This is a genomic window from Reinekea marinisedimentorum, assembly GCF_004341165.1.
GTDB classification, from domain to species: domain Bacteria; phylum Pseudomonadota; class Gammaproteobacteria; order Pseudomonadales; family Natronospirillaceae; genus Reinekea; species Reinekea marinisedimentorum.
In genome coordinates, this window is sequence record NZ_SLZR01000005.1 from 95,123 (window position 1) to 119,126 (window position 24,004).

At 52.4% G+C, this 24,004-nt stretch carries 24 protein-coding genes; 5 read left to right on the forward strand and 19 right to left on the reverse strand.

The genetic code is table 11. The features are described from left to right. Window positions 1–102 precede the first annotated feature (102 nt). A complete protein-coding gene (gene purL, locus BCF53_RS07610) occupies window positions 103–4,002 on the reverse strand; it encodes a phosphoribosylformylglycinamidine synthase (RefSeq protein WP_132701075.1) in 3,900 nt (1,299 codons plus the stop codon). Between the two features lie 103 nt (window positions 4,003–4,105). Here purL and mltF point away from each other — a divergent pair, with 103 nt between their 5' ends. Beyond that, entirely contained in the window at window positions 4,106–5,539 is a 1,434-nt protein-coding gene (gene mltF / locus BCF53_RS07615) for a membrane-bound lytic murein transglycosylase MltF (RefSeq protein WP_132701077.1), read from the forward strand. A 16-nt stretch (window positions 5,540–5,555) separates the two neighbouring features. On the opposite strand, the gene BCF53_RS07620 is transcribed toward mltF, so the two are convergent. Further along, window positions 5,556–6,428 (reverse strand): hypothetical protein, encoded by an 873-nt coding sequence (locus tag BCF53_RS07620; RefSeq protein WP_132701078.1) that lies wholly within the window; start codon window positions 6,426–6,428, stop codon window positions 5,556–5,558. Beyond that, a complete protein-coding gene (gene purU / locus BCF53_RS07625; protein WP_132701080.1) occupies window positions 6,428–7,282 on the reverse strand; it encodes a formyltetrahydrofolate deformylase in 855 nt (284 codons plus the stop codon). The genes BCF53_RS07620 and purU overlap by 1 nt, the downstream gene beginning before the upstream one ends. A 238-nt stretch (window positions 7,283–7,520) precedes the next feature. On the opposite strand from purU, the gene BCF53_RS07630 reads away from it, so the two are divergent. Continuing rightward, window positions 7,521–7,928, forward strand: a complete 408-nt coding sequence (locus BCF53_RS07630; RefSeq protein WP_132701082.1) for a TraR/DksA family transcriptional regulator — start codon at window positions 7,521–7,523, stop codon at window positions 7,926–7,928. Between the two features lie 107 nt (window positions 7,929–8,035). Beyond that, complete coding sequence (locus BCF53_RS07635) at window positions 8,036–8,464, forward strand: hypothetical protein (RefSeq protein WP_132701084.1); 429 nt, start codon at window positions 8,036–8,038, stop codon at window positions 8,462–8,464. A gap of 43 nt (window positions 8,465–8,507) precedes the next feature. Here the strand turns inward: BCF53_RS07635 and BCF53_RS07640 are convergent, their stop codons facing one another. Continuing rightward, on the reverse strand, window positions 8,508–8,867 hold the full coding sequence (locus tag BCF53_RS07640; protein ID WP_132701085.1) for a response regulator: 360 nt from the start codon (window positions 8,865–8,867) through the stop codon (window positions 8,508–8,510). 252 nt (window positions 8,868–9,119) lie between these two features. Between BCF53_RS07640 and BCF53_RS07645 the strand changes: the two genes are divergently transcribed. Then, on the forward strand, window positions 9,120–9,536 hold the full coding sequence (locus BCF53_RS07645) for a TetR/AcrR family transcriptional regulator (RefSeq protein ID WP_132701087.1): 417 nt from the start codon (window positions 9,120–9,122) through the stop codon (window positions 9,534–9,536). Between the two features lie 49 nt (window positions 9,537–9,585). Here the strand turns inward: BCF53_RS07645 and dinB are convergent, their stop codons facing one another. The 13 genes from dinB to BCF53_RS07710 form a co-directional block, all read right to left on the reverse strand. Then, on the reverse strand, window positions 9,586–10,650 hold the full coding sequence (dinB, locus tag BCF53_RS07650) for a DNA polymerase IV (protein ID WP_132701089.1): 1,065 nt from the start codon (window positions 10,648–10,650) through the stop codon (window positions 9,586–9,588). A 67-nt stretch (window positions 10,651–10,717) separates the two neighbouring features. After that, window positions 10,718–11,692, reverse strand: a complete 975-nt coding sequence (gene lipA, locus BCF53_RS07655) for a lipoyl synthase (RefSeq protein ID WP_132701090.1) — start codon at window positions 11,690–11,692, stop codon at window positions 10,718–10,720. After that, window positions 11,693–12,262 (reverse strand): lipoyl(octanoyl) transferase LipB, encoded by a 570-nt coding sequence (gene lipB, locus BCF53_RS07660; RefSeq protein WP_243645797.1) that lies wholly within the window; start codon window positions 12,260–12,262, stop codon window positions 11,693–11,695. A 68-nt stretch (window positions 12,263–12,330) separates the two neighbouring features. Then, window positions 12,331–12,606 carry an HP0495 family protein gene (locus tag BCF53_RS07665; protein ID WP_132701094.1) on the reverse strand — a complete coding sequence of 92 codons (276 nt, stop codon included), beginning with the start codon at window positions 12,604–12,606 and terminating at the stop codon, window positions 12,331–12,333. Window positions 12,607–12,712: 106 nt separating this feature from the next. Beyond that, window positions 12,713–13,885: a D-alanyl-D-alanine carboxypeptidase family protein gene (locus BCF53_RS07670; protein WP_243645793.1), complete on the reverse strand. Its 1,173-nt coding sequence runs from the start codon at window positions 13,883–13,885 to the stop codon at window positions 12,713–12,715. 101 nt (window positions 13,886–13,986) lie between these two features. Then, window positions 13,987–14,790, reverse strand: coding sequence for a septal ring lytic transglycosylase RlpA family protein (locus tag BCF53_RS19540; protein WP_132701097.1), 804 nt, complete (start codon window positions 14,788–14,790; stop codon window positions 13,987–13,989). Further along, the gene (mltB, locus tag BCF53_RS07680) at window positions 14,790–15,761 is read right to left on the reverse strand and encodes a lytic murein transglycosylase B (RefSeq protein ID WP_132701098.1); all 972 of its coding nucleotides are present in this window, start codon (window positions 15,759–15,761) and stop codon (window positions 14,790–14,792) included. Before mltB ends, BCF53_RS19540 begins: the two co-directional genes overlap by 1 nt. A 48-nt stretch (window positions 15,762–15,809) precedes the next feature. Next, the gene (gene rodA / locus BCF53_RS07685) at window positions 15,810–16,940 is read right to left on the reverse strand and encodes a rod shape-determining protein RodA (RefSeq protein ID WP_132701100.1); all 1,131 of its coding nucleotides are present in this window, start codon (window positions 16,938–16,940) and stop codon (window positions 15,810–15,812) included. Continuing rightward, a complete protein-coding gene (gene mrdA / locus BCF53_RS07690; protein WP_132701102.1) occupies window positions 16,930–18,783 on the reverse strand; it encodes a penicillin-binding protein 2 in 1,854 nt (617 codons plus the stop codon). The genes rodA and mrdA overlap by 11 nt, the downstream gene beginning before the upstream one ends. Window positions 18,784–18,798: 15 nt before the next feature. After that, a complete protein-coding gene (gene rlmH, locus BCF53_RS07695; protein WP_132701104.1) occupies window positions 18,799–19,266 on the reverse strand; it encodes a 23S rRNA (pseudouridine(1915)-N(3))-methyltransferase RlmH in 468 nt (155 codons plus the stop codon). A 3-nt stretch (window positions 19,267–19,269) separates the two neighbouring features. After that, window positions 19,270–19,644: a ribosome silencing factor gene (gene rsfS / locus BCF53_RS07700; RefSeq protein WP_132701105.1), complete on the reverse strand. Its 375-nt coding sequence runs from the start codon at window positions 19,642–19,644 to the stop codon at window positions 19,270–19,272. 16 nt (window positions 19,645–19,660) lie between these two features. Beyond that, complete coding sequence (gene nadD, locus BCF53_RS07705) at window positions 19,661–20,317, reverse strand: nicotinate (nicotinamide) nucleotide adenylyltransferase (RefSeq protein ID WP_165901846.1); 657 nt, start codon at window positions 20,315–20,317, stop codon at window positions 19,661–19,663. Beyond that, window positions 20,307–21,572, reverse strand: coding sequence for a glutamate-5-semialdehyde dehydrogenase (locus BCF53_RS07710; protein ID WP_243645794.1), 1,266 nt, complete (start codon window positions 21,570–21,572; stop codon window positions 20,307–20,309). Before BCF53_RS07710 ends, nadD begins: the two co-directional genes overlap by 11 nt. Window positions 21,573–21,700: 128 nt before the next feature. Here BCF53_RS07710 and BCF53_RS07715 point away from each other — a divergent pair, with 128 nt between their 5' ends. Beyond that, entirely contained in the window at window positions 21,701–22,972 is a 1,272-nt protein-coding gene (locus BCF53_RS07715; RefSeq protein ID WP_132701108.1) for a DedA family protein, read from the forward strand. A gap of 174 nt (window positions 22,973–23,146) precedes the next feature. On the opposite strand, the gene BCF53_RS07720 is transcribed toward BCF53_RS07715, so the two are convergent. Both BCF53_RS07720 and BCF53_RS07725 read right to left on the reverse strand, forming a co-directional pair. After that, a complete protein-coding gene (locus BCF53_RS07720; protein ID WP_132701110.1) occupies window positions 23,147–23,377 on the reverse strand; it encodes a hypothetical protein in 231 nt (76 codons plus the stop codon). A 104-nt stretch (window positions 23,378–23,481) separates the two neighbouring features. Then, window positions 23,482–23,862, reverse strand: a complete 381-nt coding sequence (locus BCF53_RS07725; protein ID WP_132701111.1) for a hypothetical protein — start codon at window positions 23,860–23,862, stop codon at window positions 23,482–23,484. Between the last annotated feature and the right edge of the window lie 142 nt (window positions 23,863–24,004).

Sequence of the window (24,004 nt, forward strand, 5' to 3'; positions counted from 1 at the left end):
AAGCGAACTCACACCATATTTTTGTTTCTAGAAAGCATAAAAAAACGCCGCAGAAATTGCGGCGTTTTATGCATAGTTTCTTCAATATTCAGAGAACCGGCGTTAACCCAGCCAGGCCCGGGCATTGCGGAACATACGCAGCCAGGCCCCCTCTTCACCCCACTGCTCCGGCTTCCAGGAGTTAGTCACGGCACGGAACACACGCTCCGGGTGCGGCATCATAATGCTGATGCGGCCATCCGGTGTGGTAAAGCCGTTCATACCCAGCGGCGAGCCGTTCGGGTTCAGCGGGTACTGCTCGGTTGGTTTGCCATAGTTGTCGGTATAACGCAGCGCCAGCTGACCACTTTGTTTCGCCAGCTGCAGGTGTGCATCGTCTTTAAACTCGGCACGACCTTCGCCGTGGGCTACAGCCACCGGCATACGCGAACCCGCCATACCCGCCAGCAGGATAGACGGTGATTCAACCACCTCGACCATCGCGGTGCGGGCTTCAAACTGCTCAGAAAGGTTACGCACAAAGTGCGGCCAGGCTTCGGTGCCATCAATAATGGAACGCAGGTTGGAGATCATCTGACAGCCATTACAAACACCCAGCGCAAAGGTTTTCTCATCCGCAAAGAAGCTTTGGAACTGATCTTTCACGCTCTCGTTGAACAGGATCGATTTCGCCCAGCCTTCACCAGCACCCAGTACGTCTCCGTACGAGAAGCCACCACAGGCGACCAGCCCGTTGAAGTCACTCAGCTGAGCACGACCGGCGATCAGGTCACTCATGTGTACGTCAACGGAATCGAAACCTGCACGATCAAAGGCTGCGGCCATTTCGATCTGACCGTTCACACCCTGCTCACGCAGAATGGCCATTTTGGGTTTGGCTCCGCTGTTGATGAACGGCGCGGCAATATCTTCTTTAACATCGAAGGTTAAGTCGGCATGCAGGCCCGGATCGTTGGCATCCAGCCAGCGGTCGTATTCCTGCGCGGCACAGTCGGCGTTATCACGCAGCGACTGAATGCGGTAGCTGGTTTCGCTCCACATGCGCAGAACATCAGTACGCGGCTTAACGTAAACCTCATCATTTGCAGTCGTGACACGAATGTAGTCATCGTCGTTGAGGTTGCCGATAACCGCCACGCAATCTTCAAGCCCTGCCGCAGAGTATTGCTGCAGTACATTCTCGGTTTCTGACTGCGCTACCTGAATCACCGCACCCAGCTCTTCACTGAACAGCGCAGCAATGACGTCATCATCGCTCAGGCGATCGGCACAGATATCAATACCGGTGCGGCCGGCAAAGGCCATTTCCACCAGCGTGGTGAACAGGCCACCGTCGGAACGGTCGTGGTAGGCCAGTAATTTTTCATCCGCCAGCAAGCCCTGAGTGACGGCCCAGAAGGCTTTCAGGTCTTCAGCATCATCGACATCCGGCGCAACATCGCCCACTTTACGGTAAACCTGCGCCAGAGCACTGCCGCCCAATCGATTCTGACCACGGCCAAGGTCGATCAGAATCAGGTCGGTTGCCTCTTCCGTTACTTTCAGCTCTGGAGTCACTGTTTTACGAACATCCAGAACCGGCGAACCACCGGAAATAATTAAGCTCAGCGGAGCGGTAACCGCCTTAGTCTTTTTGCCGTCCTGCCAGGTGGTGCGCATCGACATGGAATCTTTACCCACTGGAATGGTAAGGCCCAGTTGCGGGCACAATTCCAGGCCAACGGCTTTGACGGTGTCGTACAGGGCTTCGTCTTCGCCCGGATGACCGGCAGCGGCCATCCAGTTGGCAGACAAACGCACCTTCTTCATGTCACCAATATAGGTAGAGGCCAGGTTGGTCAGGGTTTCGGCTACCGCCAAACGACCGGATGCCGCCGGGTTAATCAGCGCGACCGGGGTGCGCTCACCCATGGCCATAGTTTCGCCGGTATAGGAGTGGTAGCCAGAGGTGGTCACAGCGGCATCAGCCACCGGAATCTGCCATGGGCCAACCATCTGATCACGCGCAACCATGCCGGTAATGGAACGGTCGCCGATAGTAATCAGGAAGCTCTTACTGGCGACAGAAGGCAGGTGCATGACGCGATCAACCGCTTCGGTCATATCAATGCCTTTGGTGGTGAACGAATCCACCGGGCGCGGCGTGCGCTCAAATGAACGAGACATCTTAGGCGGCTTGCCGAGCAGGATATCCAGTGGCATGTCCACAGCGTTGTTATCAAAGTGACGGTCGGTCACTGTTAGCTGCCGGTCATCCGTTGCCGTACCGATAATGGCGTATGGGCAGCGCTCACGGGCACAGAATTCTTCAAACTGGGCCAGCTTCTCTTCGGTAACGGCAAGAACATAACGCTCCTGCGATTCATTACACCAGACCGCCAGCGGCGACATGCCCGGCTCATCGTTTGGAATATCGCGCAGCTCAAACTTACCGCCACGGCCACCGTCTGCGACCAATTCCGGGAAGGCATTAGAAAGACCACCGGCGCCGACATCGTGAATAAAGGCGATCGGGTTGTCGCTTCCCAGCTCCCAGCAACGGTCGATCACTTCCTGACAGCGGCGCTCCATTTCCGGGTTACCACGCTGCACGGATGCAAAATCCAGGTCTTCATTGCCTTCGGCGCTGTCCACTGAGGAAGCCGCACCGCCACCTAAGCCGATCTGCATCGCCGGGCCGCCCAGCACGATCAATTTAGCCCCAACCGGAATGGCATCCCAGGCTTTTTCAATGTGCTCAGCCTTAATGTTGCCATAACCACCGGCAATCATGATTGGCTTGTGATAACCACGCACTTCGTGACCGTCCTGGCTTGGCACGCTCTGTTCAAAGGTACGGAAGTAGCCAGTCAGGTTTGGCCGGCCGAATTCGTTGTTAAAGGCCGCGCCGCCCAGTGGGCCATCGATCATAATGTCCAATGCGCTGACAATACGGGCCGGTTTGCCGTAGCTGCTTTCCCAGGGCTGTTCAAAGCCTGGAATACGCAGGTCAGAAACCGTAAAGCCCGTTAAACCGGCCTTTGGCTTACCGCCGGCACCGGTCGCACCCTCGTCACGGATCTCACCACCGGAGCCCGTTGCTGCACCGGCAAATGGCGCAATCGCGGTCGGGTGGTTGTGGGTTTCCACCTTAAACAGGATGTGAATATCTTCTTCGCTGTAGCGATACTGGTGATCAGAACCGGTATAGAAGCGATCACCCTTAGAGCCTTCAAACACTGCGGCGTTATCTTTATAGGCCGAGAGCACCCCTTCACTGTTGTGGGTGTAGGTGTTTTTAATCATTTTGAACAGTGACCATTCGGATTGTTCACCGTCGATGGTCCAGTCTGCATTGAAGATTTTGTGACGACAGTGCTCTGAGTTTGCCTGTGCAAACATCATCAACTCGCTGTCAGTCGGGTTGCGCTGCAGGCCCTGATAAGCCGTCACCAGATAATCAATTTCGTCTTCGGCCAATGCCAGACCCAGGGTTTTGTTGGCGCTGACCAGTGCCTCACGGCCTTCACCGAGAATATCAACAGTGGTCAAAGCAGCCGGCTGGTGCTCATCAAACAGGTTTTGCGCTTGCGGCGCGGCAAAATAAACAGACTCTGTCATCCGGTCGTAGAGCGCGGCCGAGGCAAGCTTGAGCTCACTTTCGTTCAACGGCTGCTGGGCCACAATCCAATAGCGAATGCCACGCTCTATGCGGTGAATAAAATCCAGAGCACTGTTGTGTGCAATATCGGTCGCCTTGGTCGCCCAGGGAGAAATTGTCCCGGTACGCGGCGTGACCCAAACCGAGGCACATTCGTGCTGTTCTGTCTGTTCAGAAGGTCCATAGTGTAAAAGCGCATCCAGAATGGACTGCTCTTGCTCCGTCAATGCCCGGTCTGCATCAACAAAGTGAACGAATTCTGCGTATACATCGGTTATTGCCGGAAGTATTGCCTGAAGCGAAGCGGTTAGCCTTTGGCGGCGGAAGCGGGATAGTGCTGGGTTACCTCGAAGCGTGAGCATCTTTATGAACCTGTATGGCTAGTTTTTGGGAGCGAAAAAACGGCGCGTATAATACTGGATTTAACGTTAAAATGTCAGCCGCGAATACGGCTATGTGACAACTATGAGACTAATCTGGCTAAATCCTAAAAAGACCCTGCTGAAAATATTTTTACTGCTGCTTATCGTGGCAGGGCTGGGCTATTTTGTTGCAAAGGGCTTCAAGTGGCATAGCCACTGGGCTCAGATAGAACGCAGGGGCAGCCTGGTTGTTGCAGTGCGCGAAAGTGAAGGCGTTTACTGGCCAAGCGGTCAGAATTTTATTGGTCTGGAGCACGACCTGATTGAAGAGATTGAACGCCATTTGGAGATCCCCGTGCAGGTTTTTGCGGTGCGCGACCTCGACGATCTGTACCGATCGCTTGAAGTCGGTGCAGTGGATATGGCGCTGCCCGGCACCAGCATCCGGAATGTCAGTTGGCCGGTCAGCAAACCTTACGGCACTACGGTGATTGGCCTTGCCACAACCGGTAAAGATTTAACCGGTTCAGACAACATTCGCACCGGCATTCTTGATACAGTCGCCCATCAGGATGCCATCAACGTCATACTGAAAAAAACACCCTACAGCTCCGCCATCTATGAACACGGGCGCTTTAGTGCAGAGCTGTTCACCCTGCTTGAAATGGGCGATCTTGAACAGGTGCTGATCGACCGGCGCGATTTCACGCTGCAGCAAAGTATTTTCCCAAAGCTCGAGTTCACCAGCCTTAACCTGCCCGGCCGTACCTTTAACATTCAGTTCAGCCCCAACGAAGACGGTACATTAAAGGAACGGGTCGACGAAGTGCTCGATTTATTCGATCAGAGCGGTTTACTGGTGCAGATCAAAGACCGCTATCTGGGCTCGGCACTGGAATTCGATTATGTTGATAACCTGACCTTCGAAAAGCACATGGCTTCACGCCTGCCCAAGTATATCGATCTGTTTAAAACCCATGCCGCGCTCAATGACATGGATTGGCGCTTGCTTGCTGCCATTGCCTATCAGGAGAGCCACTGGCGGCCGAATGCCCGATCACCGACCGGTGTGCGCGGCATGATGATGGTAACTCAGGCCACCGCCAAAGAGATGGGCATTAGCAACCGACTCGACCCGGAACAGAGCATACTGGCCGGAGCCCGTTATTTTGCCAGCTTAAAAACGAGGGTGGTCGACCGCATTACAGACCCGGATCGCACCTGGTTCGCGCTGGCCGCCTATAACGTCGGCGCAGGCCACCTGGAAGATGCACGGAAAATAACAGATTTGCTGGAAGACGATCCGGACCGCTGGATCGATGTGCGCAAGCATCTGCCGAAACTGGCACTGAAAGACTACTACCCGTGGACCCGCTACGGCTACGCCCGCGGCGCAGAGCCGGTTGTTTACGTTGCCAATATCCGCAGATTTTATGAAAAGCTGAAGAAGGAATACCCGGAACTGGATGAAGCCGTACAACCGGAACGGCTGGATCAGTTGCCTGATGCCATCATTCCGGTATTTCCGGGCAGTTAATGCCAAGCCAGGAGGGTTAGAAAGAAACCTGTAATCCGGTTGCCCAAATCCACTGCTCTGTTTCTGTCCAGCGCTGCAGTTCAGAATAGGCAACCGAGTCGTCAGAGAGTTCGATCTCTCCACCGACAACCCAGCGCTTGTTATCGTCGATATCGTTCGCGTAACGCAGGGTTAACAGCATGGACGTCAAATCGGCCTGAATCGCATAATCCCAGGCGGCTAGCTCATCCTGATAGATCCAGGTGGCAGAAATAATAGAGGTGCCACCGTCATAACTGAACTGCAAACCCCAAACGGCATCTTCATCCGGCGCATCACGGAAGGTGACCGAGGCAGAGCCTTCATCGGTCGTCATCGAGTAGGCCAATCCGTACTCCATGTCTTCTTCGCTTTCATCCAGTACAAACTGGGCAGAAAGCGTGGCATTGCCATCGAGGGAAAAATCCAGCTGGGCGGCGTTGGTTTCATAAGCATCATAATAGCCGGCAGATGCCAGACCATTCTGTGCGACCGATCGCTGTGTCGGCGCGTTAGCGGTCAGGTAAACCTCTTCCAAACTAGGCAGGCGACCCGCCCAAATAGCGTAGGAACTCATCACCAAACTGACATAGGCCTGCTGAATCTCAATATCGGTCTCATCATCCGTTAAGTCATCGTCAGAGCCGACACGGAGATGCCCATAAATAGCACCGCTGTCGAGCTCTTCACCGGCGGTGACGCCAACATAGCTGTTAGGAACGGTCAGCGACCAGGACGATGCTTCTTCAGACTCACTGTCGTACTCTATCTGCGCCGTCAGCTGGCCGGTTGCGGTGGAGTCTGCCGCCATTGCCGCAAAGGGCGCGAATATAAAGAGCGGAGCCAATAATTTATTAGCGATTTTTCTCATTATTTAAATACCACTGTTTTATTGCCATGAACCAGTACCCGGTCTTCCAGGTGCCAGCGTAATCCCCGGGCCAGAACGGTTTTCTCGCAGTCTTTGCCCTGGCGCACCATATCTTCTACAACATCGGTATGTGAAATGCGCACGACATCCTGATCAATAATCGGCCCGGCATCCAGTTCCGCTGTCACATAGTGGCAAGTTGCCCCAATCAACTTTACACCGCGCTGATAGGCCTGGTGATAAGGACGCGCACCAATAAAGGATGGCAGAAAGCTGTGGTGAATATTGATCACCTGATTGGGCATTTTCTGACACAGAGAATCCGGCAGAATTTGCATATAACGGGCGAGTACAATGGAGTCGGCCTTGTGTTCATCAATAATCCGCTCAATTTCTGCAAAGTGTTCAGCCTTGTTATCCGGGTCTACCGGTACATGGAAGAACGGAATGCCGTGCCACTCCACCAGACCACGCAGGTCGTTATGGTTGGAGATAACGCAGGGAATATCACATGGCAGATCACCGCTGTGCCAGCGGTTTAGAATATCGGCCAGGCAATGACTGTCGCGAGAGCACATCAGGACGACTTTTTTCTTCACATAGGTATCGGTAACCGTAAACGACATGCCCAGCTCTTCTGCGATAGGGGCGAACTTTGCGGCCAACTCCCGCGCATTAAACGGGATTGAACTGGCTTTAATCTCATTACGCATAAAGAACCAACCCTGCTCTAAATCGGCATGATGATTCGCTTCTAAAATACTGCCGTTATAGTGAGCAAGAAAGCCGGAAACCCGGGCAACAATCCCAACACGATCCGGACAAGAAATGACCAATCGTAAAACGCGTTCCATATTTGTAACTCCAAAGTCTTGATTTTCCGAAGAAAGAACCGAAATATCTGTTTTAACAAAAGCGGCAATGATATATGATGCGCCGTCCTTTGACGACCGGATTGTTATCAACAATAACCTGCGTTAAATCAATACTTTAGCGTTGTTGGTACTGGTTTTAATTAACGGAAGTCGCAGCTGATAGTGCCATCAACTACACTATTTTTACTGCGAAACAATATAAGACGGGAAGATCGCTATGCTGACTGAAGAACAATTGTTGGCCGCTCCAGAAGACGACTATATGAACGATGCTCAGCTCGAGTTCTTTCGTAACTTACTGCTGACCCAGGCTGAAGAAGTCAAAGAGTCTCTTGCAAATGCACGTGCACAGCTAGCCAGTTTTGAAAACGAGCCAGACGAGTTGGATAAAGCAAGCATTGAAGAAGAGCGCCGCATGGCACTGCGTTTTCTGGATCGCCAAACGAAACTACTGCCGAAAATCATGGAATCCATTAAGCGTATAGATGAAGACGACTATGGCTTCTGCTCAGTAACCGGTGAGCCAATCGGCGTTAAGCGCTTATTGCTGCGACCGACAGCCACACTGTGTGCAGAAGAAAAACAGCGTCAGGAACTTAAAGAACGTAATTACCGAGACGCATAAGCAATACCTTCAAAGCCTCTGACCTCAGAGGCTTTTTAGTTTCAGGCCCCCATAAACCCGGCACAGCCCTTGCTGTATAAGCATTAAACTTCATGCCCGGTGCCGCTATGGAAATTGCCTCCAGCCCCATTCAATCCTATCAACACAACCAGAACATCGGCGATTCAGCCCGTAACGACGAGGCTCAGAGCCTGGTTGGCGCAAACCCGGAAGCAGAAGCAGAGAACCCGGACGATGGCGTATTCATCAGCGATCAGCGGAAGGTTTATCAATGGGTGGCCTCAGAATTTCCGCAGGTGACATCAAACCCGGCAACAGTTAGCCGCGCCAGCCAGATGCTTTACGAATACCAGCTGCTCGATTTTAACGACATCAACACCATTAACGCGGTAGTAGCGAATTCAGATTCCGCTGAAGAACCCATTACCAGTGTGCTGAATGAGGCGCTATTGGGGTCGGAATCGTACGCTGAGAAGAAATCACTGGCTCACCTGAAGCAGGTATTTTCCACCCTGGAAGCGGCTGTGACTTATTGAACAGTGAGCCACAACAACTGCGGCCCGAACTGACGGAATAGATTTATAGCCAGGAGTTAATTTCGGCCAGTAGCTCGGCCTCATCTACAGGCTTCACCATAAAGCCTTTCGCCCCCTGACGCTTACCCCAAACCCTGTCGGTTTCCTGGTCTTTGGTGGTAACCATAATCACCGGGATATCTTTTGTTTCCGGATCCTGAGTCAGTTTGCGTGTTGCCTGGAAGCCATTCAGCTCCGGCATCACAACATCCATAAGGATAACATCCGGCTTGGCGCTTTTTGCTAACGCTACGCCACTTGCACCATCTTCTGCAACCAAATGATCGAAGCCGTGAGCTTCAAGAATCTTCACAAAGTGGGCAACCTGACTTGGCGAGTCATCAACAATTAATATGGTGGCCATTTACCTGTTCCTTATCTTTTATAAGATCGCTTTGCACTGCATTCTAATCTGCTTTACCCAGTTTAGCTATTTTCACGATGCCGATTTCTTCCTTTACTGACAGATGTTTAGCGACGACTTGATCTTTCACAGGTTACGAGCGCTTACGCAAGGCCTGCTGCAGGTTACAAAAATAAACGCGGTAAATTAGCGCCGGCTAAATTCCACTGCTATTTTTTTAAAACGGTGTTTATTGTAAAGAAGTAACCAGCCATGATTAAAAAAGAAAATATATTAGAATCCGCACGCAAAGTACTCACGGAACAGGGCATCAACAAGCTATCACTGCGCAAAATTGCCGCTGAAACCGGCTGTGCAGCGCCTTCCATCTATTACTATTTCAAGAACAAGCAGGAAATAGTAGCCGGCTTATGGGAAGAGGTGGCCCCAAACCTGGAAAACCGGATGCAACAGGCTTCAGATAAAAAACAGGCCTACCGGGAGTTCTGGTTAACCCGGCCCGATGATTTCCGGCTGTTCATCACCAATGCAGAATACTTCCCGTTTGTAGCGGCAACGGAACGGTATAAGGCACTGAAAGGCCTGCTGGGGACCGAGCTGCACACTCTTAACGGGGAGTTGATGGAAAAAATCTACACCCAACAGGAAGCCCAACAGCCCGCGGCCTGAGGCCGGTACAACTCAACGCACTGGTCTGCAGTGCGTTTTTGCCTTCACCTTAAATTCTGTTGCTGTCTTCCTGCGGCCATAATGAAAGCTGCGCCTCCGGCACGCTGTTGTCAAAGCGCACACCGATGCCCAGCAAACGAATGCCCTCCTCCACGTTTTCTGCCCGAACCTGAAACAGGCGCTGAAAGCTCTCCAATGTTAAGCCCCAATTACGCTCTATGGTCTGGGTTTTAAAACTGGAGTAACGGACCTTCAGAAAGATGCCCTTCAGAGGCGCTGAGCCCTTTTTGTTCAGCCTTTCCCTGAGCTTTTCATAAAGCCTCAAAATCTCCTGCTCGCATTGCTGCGCATTGACCCTATCCTGGGAAAAGGTATGTTCAATACTCAACGATTTTCGTTCGCCGCTTCCGCCTACCGGCCGGTCATCCACACCACGCGCCCGCTGGTATAGCCAGGGGCCGGATTTTCCGAAAAACTCCACCAGTCGCGGTAAACTCCATTGCTGCAAATCGCCGCAGGTATTGATATTCATCGAGGCCAGCTTTTCAGAAAACTTCTGGCCAATACCGGAGATCTTACGGACCGGCAGCGTAACCAGAAAATCATCAACCTTTGCCGGGCTGACAATAAACAGGCCATTGGGCTTATTCCAGTCTGATGCAATCTTTGCCAAATACTTATTACCGGCCACACCGGCCGATACCGTTATACCCACCTCACTGAAGATTTCAGCGCGAATATGCTCTGCCAGCAGTGTGGCACTGCCGCCAAACCAGGTGGAATCGGTCACATCCAGATAGGCTTCATCCAGAGAAAGCGGCTCTACCAGCTCGGTATAGCGACTAAAAATAGAACGGATCTGCTCGGATACCGAGCGATACACCTCGAAGCGTGCCGGTTGCACAATTAAGGAAGGACAGCGGTTTTTTGCCATGCGACCGGGCATGGCTGAGCGCACGCCGAATTTTCGGGCTTCATAGTTGCAGGTTGCCAGTACAGAACGCGGGCCCTGGCCGCCTACAGCGACGGGCTTTCCGCGCAGGTGAGGAAAATCGCGCTCTTCCAGTGCGGCATAGTAGCAATCGCAATCGATGTGAATGATTTTCCGTTGCACAAACAACAAAGCCTGTATTTATATACAGGCTTTATTTTAGTGAAGCGAGCTTTCAGGTCAAGACAGATTAGCTAACAGCCTCACCCTTGGCCTGCATATCCGCATGGTAGCTGGAGCGAACCATAGGGCCAGAAGCAACATTGGTAAAGCCGAGTTCATAACCATAAGCCTCCAGCTCTTTAAACTCATCCGGATGAACAAAGCGCTCAACCGCCAGGTGATGCTTGGAAGGCTGCAGATACTGACCAATGGTGACCATATCTACATCGTGCGCGCGCAGGTCACGCATGACGCCCTTCACTTCTTCCAGCGTTTCACCACAGCCGACCATCAGGCCAGACTTGGTGCGTACATTCGGCATTCTGCGTTTAAATTCTTTCAGCAAGTCTAGCGAATGCTGGTAATCGGCACCCGGACGAACCTTTTTATAGAGGTTAGGCACCGTTTCGAGGTTGTGGTTGAACACATCCGGCGCACCCTGAACCATGATATCCACGGCAGTTTCCAGACGTCCGCGGAAATCCGGCACCAGCGTTTCAACGACGATGCCCGGGCTACCCTTACGAACTTCAGTTACGCAATCGGTAATGTGCTGAGCTCCGCCATCACGCAGGTCATCGCGGTCCACCGAGGTAATGACTACGTACTTCAACCCCATATCGGCAATGGCTGCAGCCAGCTCGGTCGGTTCGTTTTCGTCGAGCGGGTTTGGCCGCCCGTGAGCAACATCGCAGAACGGACAGCGACGGGTACAGATGTCACCCATAATCATGAAGGTTGCCGTACCGTGTTTAAAGCACTCACCCAAATTTGGGCAGCTGGCTTCTTCACAAACCGAATGCAGTTTGTGCTTACGCAGTTTTGCTTTAATGCCAGTCACTTCAGTCGAGGCCGGTATTTTTACCCGAATCCATTCTGGTTTTTTCGGCATCACCTCGGTTGGTATAACCTTAACCGGAATGCGGTCGGTTTTATCGGCACCACGCAGCTTAACACCACGCTCTTTTTTAACCCTGGCAGGAGTACTGTTTGTTTCAGTCATTTACGATTCCCATGACGGCTGCATGCCTAAGATGGAACAAAATGCGCCAACCCATTGCTGCATTACCCGCGGCATATCAGGCTGTGGCACAAAATCTTTTATCTGCGTCATTGCCAGACCGGCATACCCACAGGGGTTTATGCGCAGAAACGGCTCTAAATCCATATCGACATTCAGAGCCAATCCGTGAAAACTTTTCCCTTTTTTAATTCGAAGCCCCAGTGAGCAGATTTTATTGCCCTGCACATACACCCCGGGTGCGTCTTTTTTAGCCGCGGCTTCGATATCGTATTCAGCAAGGGTTTGAATAACGCTGTCTTCCAGTGCGCTGACCAGCTTGCGAACATCCGAGCCGATGCGCTTCATATCGAGTAGAACGTAGGCCACCAACTGGCCCGGGCCGTGGTAGGTTACCTGGCCGCCACGATCCACCGGTACAACAGGGATATCGCCGGTGTTCAGCAGGTGCTCTGCTTTGCCGGCCTGACCCTGAGTAAACACCGGCTCATGCTCAAGCAGCCAGATTTCATCCATCGCATCATCGCTGCGATTGAGGGTGAAATCCTGCATCTTTTGCCAGGTATCAAGATACGATACGCGGCCCAGATGACGGATTAAAACAGGGTGCTGACTCAAGATCAGAGCACCATTTTAACCGATGCTGAAACCTTCAGCTCTTCATGCAGCTGACGCAGGTCGTCCAACTTTTCAATGCGCATTCGAACGGTCAGGCTGACAAAGCGGCCATTTTTACTCGGGTTTTCTTTGTAGCAATCGATATGAACACGCTCGTCATACTGACTTAAAACATCCGTCACAAAAGGCTTTAGTTCAGGGTGATTATCGCCAACCACCTTGATGACGTAGCTTTCACATGGAAATTCAATTTTTGGCGCTTCAGGTGTTTTGTTCAACGTGCTCTAACCTTTACTACTCAATACTTAACGAACTTTTAACGATTCAATCTGTTTAGCGAACAGGCGGCGAAAAACTCTACCGGCACACGGTTCGCTACAACCATTATCGGGAGAACAGATCACTGAAAAACAGCAGGATCAGATCCCAGATGCGGGCAAAAAAGCCAGCCTTCTCAACCGATTCCAGAGCCACGATATCGCGACGGGCAACCTCTTCACCACTGATGGTAACAACCATCTCACCCAGTTTTTGACCAGCAACAACCGGCGCCTTGATAACTGAATCGATGTTCAGCTTGGTAGAAAGCTGATCTTCAGCACCACGGGCTATGGTCAGCTTCAGGTCATCGGTCAGGCCAAGTGCGAACTCCTTGCTTTCACCACCCCAGATGCGCGAGGAATACAGCTCTTCGCCACCCTTATGAACTTCAGCAGTACGGAAGAAACGGAAGCCATAAGTCAGCAGCTTCTGGGTTTCCTGAGCACGGGCATCTTCAGAGCGGGTGCCCATAACAACACTGATCAGGCGCATATCGTCGCGCTTGGCTGAAGCCACCAGGCAATAACCCGCTGCATCGGTGTGGCCGGTTTTCAGACCATCAACATCCGGGTTGGTACCCAGTAAACGGTTACGGTTTGGCTGTGCTGCCACCGGGCCGTATTTAAAGCTGCGCTCAGAGTAAATCGGGTAGAACTCAGCATTATCGTAAATAATGGCCTGAGCCAAGATGGCCAAATCATACGCAGTTGAGTAATGATCAGCACCGTTCTTTGGTGGTAAGCCAGAAGAGTTAGCAAAATAAGTATTGTTCATGCCCAGACGTTCAGCATGGGTATTCATCATTTGGGCAAATACATCTTCAGAGCCGGCGATATGTTCCGCCATCGCAACTGACGCATCATTACCGGAAGGGATAATAATGCCACGCAGCAAATCTTCGATGCTGACCATTTTCCCTTCCTGAATGAACATTCGGGAGCCGGGTGTCCGCCAGGCGTTTTCACTGACCAGGGTTTCGTCTGTCAGCGCGATACGGCCTTCAAGAATCTCCCGTTCGGCAATGTAGCTGGTCATCAGCTTGGTCAGGCTCGCCGGTGGCAGTTTTTCGTGTTCGTTTTCAGCCACAAGAATCTGGCCGGTTTCTGCATCCATCAGCAGATAGGCAGTAGCCGCCAGTTGAGGCGCAGCAGGAACGATTGGCTCTGCACTGAGTAAAGTGGCAACAAAAGAGACAGCGACCAGACCAATTTTTCTGAATTGTTTGTTTAGACTCACAATAGATTCCAATAACTTATTTAGATACCAGACTTACCGGCCTTTGCCGGCAAGCATGAAAAAGCGGCTATTGTAACAGCCGCCGGGAATTTTACACCCTGTCAGTTTTTAACAATGATCAGCGGCTTACCCAGCTCACCACCGGTGTACTGCTGCTGCAGTGCGACAGCACGGTCGTACTGAACCGGGCCAATGCGAACCCGATACAGTTCATCTTTATAGACATCGACTTTATCTTTGATTTCAGCAGCGAGCTTTTTCTCCAGATTAGAGGCCGATTCCTTTTTACTGAACGCCCCCACCTGCACAAAATAGGAGTGGGTATCGAGAGCGGCACCGTGCAGCGCCTCAACCCTTACCCGGGCGGTGCCCTTATCCTGATAACCGAGCTTTACCGCAGCGGCGTAAGAAAGATCAATGATGCGACCGCCATGAAACGGCCCCCGGTCATTCACCCGAACATCAATCGATTTACCGTTGTCGAGATTGGTTACCCGAACCCAACTGGGCAGTGGCAGGGTTTTATGCGCGGCACTGATTTTATTCATATCAAAAACTTCACCATTGGAAGTTGTATGACCGTGAAACTTCGCGCCATACCAGGAAGCAATGCCGTCTTCACGATAGTCTTCCGCACTGGCCAGCACCTGATAAGTTTTTCCGTTGACTTTATAAGGGCTTTTATTGCCGTGCCTGGAGAGCGGTTCTTTGCGCGGCGTGGTGGTTTCAATTTCATGAGCCGCCAGCGCGGTCTCCGGTGCTCTATCCTGCGCAATGCTGTAACGGCTGGCCTGCGGGTCATCGGCCAGTTGATCGCTGGATACAAACTTGCCGGAACAGGAAAACAGCAGCACGGATAAGCCAAAGACGGTATAACTCTTAAGTTGCTGAACTGCAGCTTGCATTAATCTGTACCTTCAGTCATTGCGATTTCCTCTGACAGATGAAACACCGCCATAGAATAGGCTGTTGATCGATTATAGCGGGAAATTACCCAGAAATTTTTGTAACCCAACCAGTAGTGCGGTTCATCATCACCATCCAGACGCACAGGAAATACCAGTGAAGAGCCGTCCCGGACTATTTCCGGCTGCCACCCCATGGCCTGAACCGCATCCAGAGTTCTGTCGCGCTCGAACGAGTTAATCTTCACCTGTTCATAATCGCCGCTTAGAGTCACTTCCGAGATGATCGGCTCACCCTTCTGCCAACCGTTTTCTTTCAGGTAGTTCGCCACCGAACCGATGGCATCGTACGGGTCGTCCCAAATATTTATATCGCCGTCTTCATCATGATCGACCGCATAGGCGACATAACTGGACGGCATAAACTGCGGGTAACCGGTGGCGCCGGCATAAGAGCCTTTCATCTCGGTAGGGTCGAACCCCTGCTCCACCGCAATCAAAATAAAGCGCAGCCATTCGCGCTGAAAATAATCTGCCCGGCGCCCTTCGGTTACGGCCAAAGTACCCAACGAACTGAATGTATTGTGCCGGCCTTTGGAAATTCCGTAGCGGCTTTCCACGCCAATTATGGCCGCAATGATTTCAGCAGGAACACCGTAAATTTGTTCGGCTTTTGCCAGCAGCTGCGCGTTGTGCTCAACGAAACGCTTGCCGTAACGGATGGTTTCGCGCGAGACGAACATCGGTTTGTATTCGGCGTAGGTTTTGGTTTTTTCTGCCGGTGCAGCCAGTTTTTGAACACTGGTTTCACGGAAGGTACCGGCGGCCATCCACGACTCGACCAGTTCTCTTTCAAGCCCATGTTCCTCGACCAGCTGATCAACCACCTGCTGAGCACGAGGGAATTCTGTGAAGTTTTGCGCCATTGCCGCGCAGGAGAGAAGTGCAATGAAAAATCCGACTAATCGCATAACCGCTGACCTGAAACCACCTTTAACCAAACGTATGAACAAACCGTTCTAATCTCGTTTATGCGTACTGATCGACATTAAGATACCGAAGCTTCCCAGCAGGGTAACAATCGATGTTCCACCGTAACTGACCAGTGGCAAGGGTACGCCAACCACTGGTAATAGCCCACTTACCATGCCGATATTTACAAAGACGTAAATAAAAAACGTCAGCGTTAATGAACCGGCAAGCAACCGACAAAAGCTGTCGCGCGCATTGATAGAAATAGCCATGCCACGCCAGACAATCAGCAGGTACAGCACCAGCAATACCACGGCTCCCACCAAACCCAACTCTTCACTCAAGACAGCAATAATGAAGTCGGTGTGGCTTTCCGGGAGAAAATCCAGCTGTGATTGAGTGCCGTGCAGATAGCCCTTGCCATACAGGCCGCCAGAACCGATCGCTGTTTTCGACTGAATAATATTCCAGCCAGAACCGAGTGGGTCTGACTCCGGGTTCAGAAAGGTAAGCACCCGTTGCTTCTGATACCCCTGAAGAACAAACAGCCACATTGCCGGCAGCGAACTGACAGCTATGACAGTGGCGGCGGCAATGAGTTTCCAGCTTAGGCCAGCTAAAAAGATAACAAAGATGCCTGAAGCCGCGATTAACAGCGATGTGCCCAGGTCCGGCTGCTTTAAGATCAGAATAGTCGGCACAAACAGCAACACAAGAGAGACCAGAACATGCCGGAATTTCGGTGGCAAACCTTTGCGGGATAAATACCAGGCCAGCATGATCGGCACCGATACCTTGATAATTTCCGAGGGCTGAAAGCGGAACAGGCCCGGAATCGTCAGCCAGCGCTGCGCGCCTTTGGCATCGTGCCCGGAAAGCAACACCGCCACCAGCAAACAGATACCGCCGATGTAGAGCACACCACTCCACTGCTGAAATATGCGCGGGTCCAGCTGGGCAATAATAAACATGGCAAAAAAGCCAATACCAAAGCGAACAGACTGCCGGTACACAGCCCCCATATCGGCACCGCTGGCGCTGTAAAGCACAATAAGCCCAGCACCGGCGACCAGCATCAGTGCCATTAACAGGTAGATATCAATGTGCACGCGCTGCAACAGGCTTCTGCTGCGCGAGAAGGTTTCGCTGGGCGCATGACGAATAAAATCACTGAGCATTGACGGATTCCCGCAATAGGTATTCATCCAGAAGTTCTCTGGCAATCGGCGCTGCGACTGTACTGCCGCCACCGCCATTTTCGACCAGTACAACCAGAGCGATTTTAGGGTCTTCAACCGGCGCATAGGCCATAAACCAGGCGTGGTCTTTCAGTCGATCCGGCACATCATCGAGGGCGTTGCCTTCTTCGTCGCGCTTGATCTCTGCCACCTGAGCTGTCCCGGTTTTACCGGCAATAGTGTACTGCGATTGGTAACCTGCGCGCCGGGCAGTGCCTTTGCGGCCATACATCACCTCGGTCATGGCATGATCCATTTTACTCCAGTTGGAATCATCGTTGAGCTTGATATCCGGCTGAGCTTTATCTTCAAATTCAAGCAGGCTTTCATCATTGCTGTGCATCAACAGGCGCGGCATGAACCACCGGCCATGGTTGGCCAGCACACCGGTAGCAATCGCCAGCTGCGTAGGCGTAACCAGCATATAGCCCTGACCGATGCCCAGGTTCACGGTATCGCCGGCATACCAGGAGAAACCATGACGGTCTTTCTTCCATTGTCGGCTGGGGTTATTGCCATTGGCACTGTTATAAACATCGAGCGTGGTGATTTTACCAAAGCCGAACTCGTCCAGCATGTCGTGGATTGGCTCCAGAGTCATGCGGTAGGCCAGCTCATAAAAGTAGGTATCGACGGATTCTTCGATGGCATCGGTCAGGTTGACGATGCCGTGACCGCCCCGCTTCCAGTCACGATAGATACGATCATCGTTCGGCAACTGAAACCAGCCATTGTCGTTAATGGTGTAAGACCAGGTGGTAAAGCCACCATCGACACCGGCCAGCCCGATAAAGGGCTTAATGGTCGAGGCCGCCGGGTACTGACCACGGGTAGCGCGGTTAAGAAACGGCTTATCCGGCGAATCACGCAATTCGTTGTAAAGCACGGTCGGGAAACCGGTAACGTAGAGGTTAGGGTCAAACGACGGTTGGCTGACCAACGCAAGAATGCCACCGGTTTCAGGCTCAATGGCCACAACCGAGCCACGCTTGCCATCGAGCAGCTCAAACGCCTTCTTCTGCAAGGCGCTATCAAGCTGCAGGTGAATATTGGCACCCGGTACCGGTGCCTGCTTTTCCAATACCTTTAATACCCGGCCGCGAGCGTTGGTCTCTACCCGCTGATACCCGGTCTTACCGAGCAACACGTCTTCATATTGTTTTTCAATGCCCTGCTTACCAATGAAACGGATACCGGCGTATGCGCCTTTGTCCAGGTTCTCGGCTTCCTGCTCGTTTATTCGGCCGACATAACCCAACACATGCGCGAACGCCTCGCCCTGCGGATACTGACGAATCAGCTCGGCCTCCACCTGAACGCCTTTCAAAAAGATTCGGTTGGCCGCCAGCGCAGCAATTTCATCTTCGGTGAGTTTAATTTTCAGCGGAACCGGGTCATACGGGCGGCGGTACTGCTTTAAGCGCCGCTTAAAACGGCTGACCTGATCATCCGAGACCTCGATAACGTCGCGGATATCATCAAGCAGCTGGTCGATATCGCCGGCGCGCTCAACCACAATGCTCAGCGTATGGCTGGGCAGGTTTTCTGCCAGCAGTTCGCCATTGCGGTCGTAGATGAGACCCCGGGTAGGCGGAATAGCGACCACTTCCAAGCGGTTGTTATCAGACAGGGCCTGATGCTTTTCGTGTTCCACCACCTGCAGAAAAACCAGCCGGGAAACCAGCACCATCAGCATGAGCACAACCACCACCGCGGAAACGATCATGCGTCGCTTAAAGATGCGGCGTTCCAGTTCTTTTGTATCCAGGGAGTGCTGTGTCATGGTGCGGAAATCTGCTTACTTATGATAAGGGTGGTTTTGCGTAATGCTCCAGGCCCGGTAGAGCTGCTCAGCGAGCAGCACGCGCACCAACGGGTGCGGCAGGGTCAGGTTCGACAGTGCCCACTTCTGATTGGCCCGGGCAAGACATCTTGAATCAAGCCCATCCGGCCCGCCAACCAGCAAGGCTAAATCTTTACCACCCATACGCCAGTTTTGCAGCTGATCAGACAGCTGCTCAGTGGACCATGGCTTACCGGAAAGATCTAATGCCACCACATGATCGCTGTCTTTTATGGCAGCCAGCATGGCATCGCCTTCCTGCTGCCTGGCTTTCTCAACCGAGGAGTTCTTATTGCGGTTCCCCAGCGCCAGCGGTACAAACTCCACCGGCATTTCGCGCGGCATACGCTTGGTGTAATCGCCAGTGCCCTGGTTGACCCAGTCGGGCATTTTTGGCCCGACAGCAATAATGCGGATTTTCATGGCTTACATATCGGGTTCAGATTCAGGGGTTAAGCCCGACCACAGGCTTTCCAGGTCGTAGAGTGCGCGAGCTTCCGGCAGCATGACATGCAGGACCAGATCGGTGAAATCCAGCAATACCCAATCGGAGCCAGCTTCGCCTTCCTGATGGTCTGACGCATAACCCTTCTCTTTCAGTTCTTCCGCTACGCTGCGCACCACTGCCGAAATATGGCGGGTAGAGGTACCGGATGCAATGATCATGGTATCCATTAAAGAGGTCTTGTCACGCACATCGATAATTTCGATGTCGGTGGCCTTAATGTTTTCCAGTGCTTCAACGACGGCTTGAGTCAGTTCTGCACCGTGGGCGTTCTTTTCCCGAGTTTTTTCAATCATATAAATTCTTCACTAGTTAGGTTGACTGCGCCTTCCGGTACAGCTGGTTTTCGTTAATGTAGCCGGCAATTTCATCAGGCAGGTTAAGTTCGTGTTGCAAATGCTTGCGCAAATCGGTCGAAGAGACCGGCAGATCCACCGATGCATCCAGCCAGTAGCCGCCGTTTCCACCGGTCAGCAGCTGATGCAGTGAATCACGCGGCTGCAGCCCGCTATGGGGAATTGCCGCGGCTTCGCCATTGCGATGAAACACCCAGAACGAGACCTTAGCGGCCAGTTCCTGATACTGATGCCAGCGCGGCAGGCTATTCCAGGCATCTGTTCCCAGTACAAACAACAGTTTAGCGCCTGGGTTCGCTTCTGCGATCTGGCGGACAGTATCCACCGAATAGCTGGCACCTTTGCGCGTTATCTCCTGATCGTCGATATAGATCCGCCCGGCACCGCTCTGGGCCGAACGCCACCTTTCCAGCATAGCAAGACGATGCTCAGCCGAAGCTGAAGCCTCCGCTTTCAATGCAGGAAGGTAGCAGGGAATAACGCGCAGCTGGGAAATTTCTGAATGCGACAGCACCGAACTGCAAATGGCGGCATGAGCCTTATGAAAAGGGTCAAAGGTGCCGCCATATATAGCCACGATGTTGCCGTTGTTGCTATGGGGTTTATGGCTCACGAACCTGGCCATCTCCCAATACGACATACTTTTGCGAGGTCAGGCCGATCAGGCCGACCGGGCCACGGGCATGAATTTTATCGGTAGAAATACCGATTTCCGCACCCAGGCCATATTCAAAGCCATCAGCAAACGCTGTGGAGGCATTGACCATCACCGAGGAGGAATCCACCTCCCGCAGGAACCGGCGCGCCTTGGTGTAGTTCTCAGTCACGATGGCATCGGTATGGTGACTGCCGTATTTATTGATATGTGCAATGGCCTCATCCATATCGGCCACTACCTTCACGGCCAGAATCGGCGCGACGTACTCTTCGTACCAATCCTGTTCTGTCGCCGCTTCACACTCAATGATTGCCCGGGTTTTATCACAACCACGCAGGGCGACGCCCTTTTCTGCATAGCGGCCAGCCAGAACCGGCAGCAGCTCAGAGGCACGCTGCTCATCAACCAGCAGTGTTTCCATCGCGTTACAAACGCCGTAACGGCGGGTTTTGGCATTAAAAGCAATGTTAACGGCCTTTTCAGCATCGGCTTCGGCATCGATAAAGACATGGCAGTTGCCATCCAGGTGCTTAATCACCGGCACGCGGGCATCGTTTGTGATGCGCTCAATCAGCCCTTTACCACCGCGCGGAACGATGACATCAACGTACTGAGGCATGGTAATAAGCTGATGCACGGCATCGCGATCTGTTGTTGCCACCACCTGCACGGCAGATTCCGGCAGACCACTGGCCTTCAGGCCAGACTGAATGCACTTCGCCAACGCAGTATTGGAATGAATGGCTTCACTGCCGCCACGCAGAATGACCGCATTGCCCGACTTCAAGCACAGGCTGGCCGCTTCAATGGTTACATTCGGGCGGGATTCGTAAATAATGCCGATCACGCCCAATGGCACACGCATCTTGCCGATTTGAATGCCGCTGGGGCGATAATCAAGATCGGTAATATTGCCGACCGGGTCGGGCAGCGCAGCAACCTGCTTCAGGCCCTCAATCATGCCGGCGATACGCGCCGGAGTAAGCTCCAGGCGGTCGAGCATGGCAGGGCTCAAGCCTTTATCGCGGCCGGCGGCCAAGTCTGCCTGGTTGGCAGTGATCAGCTCTTCGGTCATTTCTTCAATGGCGGAAGCGGTACCAAGCAGCGCCTGATTCTTCAGTGCGGTCTCGCTGGCGGCCATCTTTGCAGAGGCGCTGCGGGCTGCCTGGCCCAGTTCGGCCATGTATTCAGCTATATTCTTGATCGTCATATCTCAGCTACTATTGATGCTTTGCGGCGGCATTATACATTTGTTAATAAATGAGCTCTATGCTGATCTGCGTTCGCTTATAATTGCCTGGCCATTGTTTGCATGCTCATTAAGGACACCCTAATTCCATGCCGGAAACCCCCGCACTCATATTAGTCGCCATTGGCATTGCCTCTTTTCTGGAAAGCCTGGCTCTGGTCGGCCTGTTAGTGCCCGGCGTCGTGGTTCTGTTTTCACTCTCAGCACTGGCCAGCGCCGCCGGTATTCCAATTGCGCAGATGCTGATCGTTGCAGCCATTGGCGGCTTTATCGGCGATCTCATCAGTTTTTATCTCGGCCAGCGTTTTTTACCCAATGCCCTGCACAGCAAAAAACTGAGCAAATATCAGGGCTGGATCGATCAGGGACACTGGTTTATTAAGCGCTGGGGCTGGCTGAGCATCATCATCGGGCGCTTTTTAGGCCCGCTGCGCCCCATCATTCCATTGGTTGCCGGCGCGCTTGAAATGAAAGCCAGGCTGTTTGTCACACTCAGCTTCTTCACCTGCCTGGCCTGGGCACCGGCTTACCTGCTGCCCGGCTACTTTACCGGTGAACTTTCGGACCTGTGGAGGCTGCAGCCGCTGGATATTCGCTCGCTGATAAATTATGCGCTGACATCAATGGCGGTGTGCGCCTTTGCGCTGACCATTTACCACCACATGCACCCGGAAAAAATGCACCTGCGCGGCTGGATCACCAAACACCAGTCAGAACGCTGGCCCATTGCTCCAGTAGCCCTGCTGATCAGCTGTCTGATCTTAACCCTGGTCTTCAAGCAGGTTTACCCGCTGCAAATAGATTTGGAATTTACCGGTTGGGCGGCACACTGGCTCACCATTGAAAGCATGAGCCACTACATGGCAGCAATCAGCAACCTTTCAGACCACCGGCTGGTCTACATTGAGCTGGCCATGCTGATTATTTGGCTTGTGGTAATCCGGCGCGTCAGCATTGCGATTATTTCGGTGGTTGGCGCACTTATTTTGTATGGCTTGGTCAACCTGCTGAGCCACTCTCTGGTTTACAGCGATGCCGCTGAACTCTGGAACCTGGCAAGCTTCATTTTCACTGGCGGGCTTCTCGCCACGCTGACCAACAGCACCAGGGCCAGTCAACGCCGCTGGCCCATCTACTTTGCCTACTTTTCCATTAGCCTGATCATGATGCTGAGCCACCTGTGGCTGGGGCATATCGGCCCGTCGGCCGGGATTCTGGTATTTTTATCAACAACAGCCGCTCTGGCAGCGACCAGAGCGCTATGGAAATTATTCAATAAGGCGCCCAGAGCCTACGTTGCCGGCCCCATACTGCTGTTATTGCTCGTGCTGAACACAGTGCAGTTCCTGACCCATTTTTAAAGATGCCTGCGCCACTAGTGGGCCATGCGTAAAGTTCGGTCACTAAGGAGCACAGTAGTTCAGTGAAGATCAAGGCGAAAAAACGCAGTAATAGTGGCGCTATTTCAAGGTTTTTCAACGAAGATCATCGCTGAACTGCGAAGCGAACAGTTACCTAACTTTGCGCATGGCCCACTAAAGCTCGTCCAGCACCATAAAGGTTAGAAAGGTCATTAAAATAATTCCGCTAATCAGTGCGACCGGCTGCCCCAGGGCGGCCAGCGATATCACCAACGCCAGCCAGACGAGCCGTAAAATATGAAGCTTACGCTGATAGGCTGCAGTCAACGTACGCCGGGTGTGGGCAGATTCAGGCAATCGCCAGAAGTTCACCCAGCTCAGATACAGGTAACTTAACAAATACATAGAGTGCCCTCGCTTGCAAAATCCGATATGCAATCGACACTGGAAAAGTAGATCAAATGATCGTGGGCAAAATGGGAAATTTGTTAAATTAAGTAAGGTTTCTCTTAGCGGGAGGAAATTTTCAGCTGGCGATTGGGGATAACACCCTGCAGGGACATCCGATACACTTCATCGATGGAGCTCTTGATCCACTTAACCACCTTGGTATCGTTTAAGGCAAAGTCTTCCGGCAGCAGATACCACTGATCATAAACGCGACCATGAGCAACCCAGTGCCGGTCATCGCAAACGTCAGCGAGCTCAGCGGCCAGTGCCGGGTGCAATGCGCGTATGCCGACTTCACCGGCGGCATTGACCAGTAAACAAAGCTGGCCATTCACTCGGATCACATGCTCGCCAAAATACATTCCAATTTTTGGTTCAAACTCTTCCGGAACGTACTGCAGCAAAAAGTGAATGCGCCTTGATCGGTTAACTTTATCCATACTTATCTAATCCTTGAAATAATAAACCACCAACAACTCCGTTAGTGATGTCGGTCACATATCGTCCTAATGCTAGCAAAAGGTTGTCAAAATGCCAGCCATCCGCTCGCGCTTGAAACAAATGTCAGCCACTAATATTCAA